This is a genomic window from Halomonas sp. 707D4 (assembly GCF_024158685.1).
Classification (GTDB): domain Bacteria; phylum Pseudomonadota; class Gammaproteobacteria; order Pseudomonadales; family Halomonadaceae; genus Vreelandella.
This window is the reverse complement of record NZ_JAMZBD010000173.1, coordinates 1-6,043: the sequence shown is the minus strand read 5'-3', so window position 1 is coordinate 6,043 and position 6,043 is coordinate 1. Positions and strand designations below refer to the sequence as shown.

Annotated in this window: 9 protein-coding genes; 2 read left to right on the top strand and 7 right to left on the bottom strand. The window is 66.2% G+C overall.

From position 1 onward, the window contains the following. From BIS11_RS09100 to BIS11_RS09085, 4 genes are all read right to left on the bottom strand, one after another. The coding region (locus BIS11_RS09100) for an MFS transporter (RefSeq protein ID WP_253585949.1) at window positions 1-298 on the bottom strand (298 nt) is incomplete at its 3' end. Then, window positions 295-819 (bottom strand): TetR/AcrR family transcriptional regulator, encoded by a 525-nt coding sequence (locus BIS11_RS09095; protein ID WP_253420425.1) that lies wholly within the window; start codon window positions 817-819, stop codon window positions 295-297. The genes BIS11_RS09100 and BIS11_RS09095, both read right to left, overlap by 4 nt. Window positions 820-915: 96 nt before the next feature. Next, window positions 916-1,053, bottom strand: coding sequence for a DUF2256 domain-containing protein (locus BIS11_RS09090; RefSeq protein ID WP_253420424.1), 138 nt, complete (start codon window positions 1,051-1,053; stop codon window positions 916-918). Between the two features lie 286 nt (window positions 1,054-1,339). Then, window positions 1,340-2,257, bottom strand: a complete 918-nt coding sequence (locus BIS11_RS09085; RefSeq protein WP_253420422.1) for an AEC family transporter — start codon at window positions 2,255-2,257, stop codon at window positions 1,340-1,342. A 128-nt stretch (window positions 2,258-2,385) separates the two neighbouring features. On the opposite strand from BIS11_RS09085, the gene BIS11_RS09080 reads away from it, so the two are divergent. Beyond that, on the top strand, window positions 2,386-2,886 hold the full coding sequence (locus BIS11_RS09080; RefSeq protein WP_253420420.1) for a hypothetical protein: 501 nt from the start codon (window positions 2,386-2,388) through the stop codon (window positions 2,884-2,886). A 3-nt stretch (window positions 2,887-2,889) separates the two neighbouring features. Further along, window positions 2,890-3,504: an SCO family protein gene (locus BIS11_RS09075; RefSeq protein WP_253420417.1), complete on the top strand. Its 615-nt coding sequence runs from the start codon at window positions 2,890-2,892 to the stop codon at window positions 3,502-3,504. Between the two features lie 9 nt (window positions 3,505-3,513). On the opposite strand, the gene BIS11_RS09070 is transcribed toward BIS11_RS09075, so the two are convergent. The 3 genes from BIS11_RS09070 to BIS11_RS09060 all read right to left on the bottom strand — a co-directional run. Further along, window positions 3,514-4,554: a PHB depolymerase family esterase gene (locus BIS11_RS09070; RefSeq protein ID WP_253420414.1), complete on the bottom strand. Its 1,041-nt coding sequence runs from the start codon at window positions 4,552-4,554 to the stop codon at window positions 3,514-3,516. Then, window positions 4,551-5,261, bottom strand: coding sequence for an FKBP-type peptidyl-prolyl cis-trans isomerase (locus BIS11_RS09065; RefSeq protein WP_227390015.1), 711 nt, complete (start codon window positions 5,259-5,261; stop codon window positions 4,551-4,553). The genes BIS11_RS09070 and BIS11_RS09065 overlap by 4 nt, the downstream gene beginning before the upstream one ends. 223 nt (window positions 5,262-5,484) lie before the next feature. Beyond that, on the bottom strand, window positions 5,485-6,043 hold a 559-nt coding region (locus BIS11_RS09060), incomplete at its 5' end, for a TRAP transporter large permease subunit (protein ID WP_253585948.1).

Below are 6,043 nucleotides of genomic sequence, written 5' to 3'. Positions count from 1 at the left end.
CCGCCAGCCACACCGGCGAGTGGGCGAAAGCGATGCCGGTCATGCCAAGGGCCGCCACCAAGGATGCCAGCAGCGCCACGAACCGGGGCCCCGCTCGCTCGGTGAGGTAGGCCGAGAGCAGGATGGCTACGCAGTAGCCCAGAAAGGAGCCGCCGGAGATCAGCCCGCTCAGGGTGGACGAGAGCGAAAGCGCCGCGTCGATCTGGGGCAGGAAAAGGCCAAAGGCGAAGCGCGCGAAGCCGTAGCACACCGCGATCAACCCGAAGCCGAAACCGCCGAGGTACAGGGCCGGGCTCATGAGCGCGCCCCCGCCACCAGCGCGGCCGCCGCCTGGCGGGCGGCGCCGATGGCCTGTTCGCCGCGATAGGCCGCGGCGGCGGCGGCGCCTTCGAACAGCACGATGATCTGCTCGGTCAGCGCGGCATCGCAACGCCCGGTTTCTTGCTCGACCAGACGGGCGACCCGCTCCGCCATCCGCGTCTTGTGTGCCAATACCGCCGCCTTGATCTCCGGGGTATCGCCGCCGGTCTCGCTCAGCGCCCGCAGGAACAGGCAGCCGCGCCGCCCTTCCACGCGCCCCCACTCCTCGAGCGCGTCGAACAACGCCTCGATGGTGTCCTCCTCCACACGCCGTGCAAAGCGCCGGTCGCGCTCGTCGAGCACCCGGGCGATCAGGGCACTCTTGCTGCCGACGTGCTTGTAGAGCGTGCGACTCGAAACGCCGGCGCCCCGGGTAAGCTTGTCCATGCCGGTGGCGGTGAAGCCATGGCGGTCGAAAAGCGCCTCGGAGGCGCTCACGATCTTGTCCATCGTGGTCATGCTGACACCTCATGAAGTAAAACGATCACTTTACTGTAAAACGATCACTTTACTTCGTCAAATGACCATCTTGCCGTCGCAGGCGCAGGAGAATGCCTACCGGCCCCGGCGGCGACAGCGCTCGGAGCAGTAGACGACGTCGTCCCAGTCCCGCGCCCACTTCTTGCGCCAGGCAAAGGGCTTCTGGCAGACGGGGCAGACCTTGGTCGGCAGGTGGGGTTTCTTGTGGGCCATGAGCATTACCGGACAACTGGGCGGGCGTTGCCTCAGTCTAGACGCTGCGCGCCGGGCGCCGGGCGGCAGGGCGAAAAGTGCGCGAGAGAATTTTCGAGGAGTACAAAAAAAGAAAGCCACTCCAGGGGAGTGGCAAAAGACCGTGACTAGCAATGAGAGGGAGAAACCATGACAGAAAAAGCCCTGCTGTCCTGGTTGTGACGTCTCATCAAACGCCAGCAAGGACAATATAATCATTCTCATTTAATCCGTCAACACGAATGCGAATAGTTTTTATTTATTTCCTCTAGCCGCTCACCAGCTTCAACCAGAACGGTAGGGTCAGCATGGCGAGCAGGGTCTGGCCGGTGATGATCGCCGCCATCAGCTCTGCGTCGCCGCCGAGCTGGCGAGCGAGGATGTAGGCGGAGGTCGCGGTGGGGAGTGCGGCGAACAGCAGCGCCACGTCGCGGCTCAACGGGTCCAGCCCGAACGCCCAGGCGAGTGCCAGCACGATGACCGGCATCAGCGCGAGCTTGGCGACGTTGGTGGTCACGGTGCCGCGATCCAGGCGAAGAAGCGCCGCCGGGCGCAGCGCCACGCCCACCGCCACCAGCCCCAGCGGCAGCGCCGCGCGGCCAAGGAGCTCGGCGGCGCTTTCACTCCAGCCGGGCAGGCCGATGCCGGTCAGGTTCAGGAAGATCCCCGCCAGGCACGCCAGGATCAAGGGGTTCTTGACCAGCGCCAGCACGCTCGAACGCAAGCTCGACGTCCCCAGCGTCCCCGCTTTGATGAAGCTAGCCACGCACAGCACGTTGACCACCGGTACCATCACCGCCACGGCCACGGCCGCCGTGGTCACGCCGAGCTCGCCGTGCAGGGCGCCGGCGCCGGCCACGCCCACGTAGGTGTTGAAGCGAATCGCGCCCTGGAACACGGAGGTGAACGCCGGCGAGGGCAGCGCCAGCCAGTCGCGCAGGCGCCACAGCAGCAGCGTGAGGAGCGCGATGGCGCCCAGCAGCACCCCGGTCAGCCGCCCCACCGGCACCTGGCTCACGTCCGCCGTGGCGAGAGTGGCCACCAGCATGGCGGGAAACAGCACGAAGTAGATGAGCTTTTCCATCTGCGCCCAGAACTCGACACTCGGCCAGCGCCGGTGGCCGATGGCCGCCCCCAGCAGAATCAGCAGGAAAAGCGGTCCCAGGGCCGCCGTGATGCTCTGCATGGCAATTCCTTGTAATCGTGACGCTCGCCCGAAGGCCCCGTGCGACATCCTGGCCTGCCCGGCCGGGTCGCGTTTGCTGCTACCATGCGGCTATCTTTCGCCGCCTGGCCGTGCCGGACCATTCTGCCATGAAAAAAACCACGTCTTCGGGATACTTTCTGGGTTTTCCGCTGCTCAACGTGCTCATCCTGGTCACCGCCATCGCGCTGATGGTGTGCCTGGGATATGGGCTGAACAGCTGGCTGCGCGGCGAGGAGAACATCCGCTGGGTCGCACCCGACCCCGGCTGCGACTTGCACGCAGCCACCTGCCACGCCTCGTTCGGCGACGCGGGTTTCACGTTCAGCGTGGATGCCGATGGCGCTATCGAGGCGCTCACCGCGCTGCCGCTGGAGGTCAAGGTAACGGGTATCGAGGCGAGCCAGGTCAGCGTCGAGTTCGTCGGCCGCGACATGGAGATGGGGCTTCATCGCTTCACCCTGATGGCCACCGCGCCGGGGCATTTCAACGGCCAGGGCCAGGTCGGCCTGTGCACTCAGCGCGTCATGCCCTGGCGCGCCCATGTCATAGTGAGTACGCCTGAGGGTAAAATCGGCAGCTGGTTCGATTTCGACGTTACCCGGAGTTAATCAATGCAAGCACCGCTCGACAAGCGCTGGCCCTTGAAGGTCGGCGCGCTGCTGGGACTATTGATCGCCCTGGCCGCCCTGGCGTTTCACTTATGGCATTCGGGCAAGCGCGACGAGGGCGTGCAGGGCGGACCGATCAGCATGGCCTCCACCCAAGGCGCCTTCTCGCTCTCCCAACTGGAAGAGGACCAGCTGGCCGTGGTCTCGTTCGGCTACACCTTTTGCCCCGACGTGTGCCCGATCACCCAGACCGTCAAGCGTCAGGCGCTTGCCCAGCTGGACGACGCGCAGCGCGCGCGGGTGGTGCCGGTGATGATCACGGTGGATCTCGAGCGCGACACCCTGGCGCGCATGCGCGAGTACATGGAGGCCTTCGGCAGCGAGTTCGTGGGCCTGGTGGGCACGCCCGGCGAGCTCGCCGACGTCACCGAGCGCTACGGCGTGGCGTGGCAGCGCACCGAGGCGAAAGACTCGCGGATGCAGTACACGGTGGATCACACCTCGGCGCTCTACGTGGTCGACCGGGAAGGCGAGATCCTCGAACAGGTGCTCTACTCGCCCACCCCGGCCGCGCTGGTCTCGACCCTCGACCGGGAGCTCACCCGCCGCGAAGGGTGAGGCATCGACTCAGTCGCCGGGTGTTTCGAGCCGGTCGAGCATGGCCATCAAGGCGCGGGCCTGGACGCCGTCACGGGTATCGTGATGCGGGTTGGGCTGCCAGGCGCTTTCGGCGAATCCCCACCAGTCCCAGCACCCTTGCGGGTTGGCGAGGCTTGCCTGCGCCTGGGGGTAGAGCACGAGCTGGGCATGCTCGGCGGCCCAGCGGTTGAGGCCGCTGTAGCGCACGAACACGTCACCGATGTCGGTCGCGCTCATCTGGCAACCGTGCAGCGCGAGCGTCACCGGACAGGCCCGGTCGCGACACTGCTCGGGCACGAACAGGTAGCCGGTGTCGGCCAGTCCCTTCACGGCGAACTCGGCCTGATCGAAGGGCACGAGCGCTCCCTTTGAAGGCGCCGGCGCACGCCCCGGGTAGAGCCAATCGAGCATCTCGCCGGCCATGTCGTCGTCGCAGGCGAGCATGTAGCTGCCCCCGCCCTGGCGACAGCCGCCCAGGGCATAAGGGCCGAGGCTCTCCTCGTCGTCCAGGCGCACGGGCCAGCCGTGGCCGTGCGCGGCGTGGGTGGAGCGAACCGCCTCCGGGCCCGCCCAGTTGCGCCACTGCCGGGCCGACAGCGCGCCGAGCTCCGGCGAGACGACCTCGTCGTCATCGCCGTGGCGAACGTAAACCCGCACGCGCTCCAGCGCCGCTTCGTCACCGGCAAGCCCCTGGGCCCGGTAGCTCGCCAGCCGCTCGTCGAGCGCCTCGAGGGAAGGAAGGCCCTGACGCGTGCTCATGCATTGGCGCAGCGCCAGGCTCAGCGTTCCCTGGGCGCAGCCCCAGGGGCCGGCGGCCACCAGCCCGAGGCCGGTAAAGCGCTCGGGCCAGGCCACGGCGAGCTGGGCCGCCATGTAGCCACCGGAGGAGACCCCGACCACGCTCGCTTCCTGGGCGGCGCCCAGGGCCGGCAGCGCGGGCGTCTCGGCAAAGGCATCTGCGCCACCCAGCAACAAAAGCGCCGCTATCAAGCGGCGCAGGGTGAAGGCAGGGCGCAAGGCCGTGATCACTCGATACCCAGAAGCTCGACCCGGAAGGTGAGCATTTCGTTGGGACCGATCGGGCCCTGGCCGTTTTCGCCGTAGGCGAGCTCGGAGGGGATGTAGATCATCCAGCTGTCGCCGACGCTCATCATCTGCAGCGCTTCCTGCCAGCCTTCGATCACCTGGTTGACCTGGAAGGTAACCGACTCGCCACGCTCGAAGGAGCTGTCGAACACGGTGCCGTCGAGCAGCATGCCCTCGTAGTTCACCTCGACGGTGTCCTCCGGCCCCGGAGAGGTCTCGCCGTCGCCGGACTCGAGCACCTCGTACTGCAGGCCCGACTCGGTGACTTCCACGCCTTCACGCTCGGCGTTCTCCTCGAGGTAGGCCTCGCCCTCCTCCTTGTTCATCTCGGCGATCTCGGCGGCCTGCTCTTCACGCTCCTGCATGGAGCGCTGCTGGAAGGCGACGAGCGTCTCCATCATCTCCTCTTCGCTCAGGGCCAGCTCGTTGCCCTCGAACACGTCGCGCATGCCCTCGGAGAAGGTGTCGATGTCGAGATCCTCGACGTCGGCCTGCATGCTCTCGCCCAGCGTCACGCCGAGGCTGTAGGCCAGGCGCTGCTCGTCGGTTTCCGGCTGGGCGGCGGCGAACGGCGCTGCCAGCAGAAGGCCGGTGAGCGCCGCGGTTTTGAACAGGGTGGTCTTTGAGGTGTGCGTAACCAGTGCTTTCATGTTGAAACCTTTATCAAGGACGCTTCGCGCCGACGGGTTGAGTCGCTGTTCACGTTATAGCATTTAGTGACGCTAATGCTAGGACCATCTTTCGGGTCAAAGGTTTAGCGCTATACCACCAGTGTAGGACAAAGCGACGCTCCCGCGACCCGCAGTGAAAAGCGCCTATCCAGAGCGCAGGCGGGAAGGCGCAGACGCACAGCCGTCGTCTGCGCCTTCAGGGCTAGCGAAACGCCACGTCGCGCAGAAACAGCGCGATCTGCGGGAACATGATCAGAAGCGCCGCCGCCAGGATCAGGATGAAGATGAACGGCGGCGTCCCCTTGATGACGTCCCAGTAGGGGCGCTTGAAGATCGCGATGGCGGTGAAGATATCGCAGCCGAACGGTGGCGTGGCCGAGCCGATCGCCACCTGCAGCGTGATGAGGATGCCCACCAGCACCGGGTCGAGGCCCGTGGCGGCGATGGCCGGGGCGAAGATCGGCGTCAGCACCAGGATCACCACGATCGGGTCGACGAACATGCAGGCGATGAAGAACGACACGCAGATCGCGATCAGAACGCCGGTGGGTCCGGCCTCGTTGACGCCCACGGCTTCCAGGATCGCCTGCGGAATCTGGGCGAACGAGATGATCCACGAGAAGCTGTTGCCCACCGCGACCAGGATGAACACCACGGCGGTGATCAGCCCGGTGGACTTGGCGATGGCGTAGATGTCGCCCACCTTCAGCGAGCGAAAGATCAGGAATTCCAGGAACACCGCATAGAGCACGCAGACCGCC

Bases quoted from the DNA above. Each gene is read 5' to 3' on its own strand.
- BIS11_RS09095 (WP_253420425.1), bottom strand. From the start codon at position 819: ATGACCACGATGGACAAGATCGTGAGCGCCTCCGAGGCGCTTTTCGAC.
- BIS11_RS09090 (WP_253420424.1), bottom strand. From the start codon at position 1,053: ATGGCCCACAAGAAACCCCACCTGCCGACCAAGGTCTGCCCCGTCTGC.
- BIS11_RS09085 (WP_253420422.1), bottom strand. From the start codon at position 2,257: ATGCAGAGCATCACGGCGGCCCTGGGACCGCTTTTCCTGCTGATTCTG.
- BIS11_RS09080 (WP_253420420.1), top strand. From the start codon at position 2,386: ATGAAAAAAACCACGTCTTCGGGATACTTTCTGGGTTTTCCGCTGCTC.
- BIS11_RS09075 (WP_253420417.1), top strand. From the start codon at position 2,890: ATGCAAGCACCGCTCGACAAGCGCTGGCCCTTGAAGGTCGGCGCGCTG.
- BIS11_RS09065 (WP_227390015.1), bottom strand. From the start codon at position 5,261: ATGAAAGCACTGGTTACGCACACCTCAAAGACCACCCTGTTCAAAACC.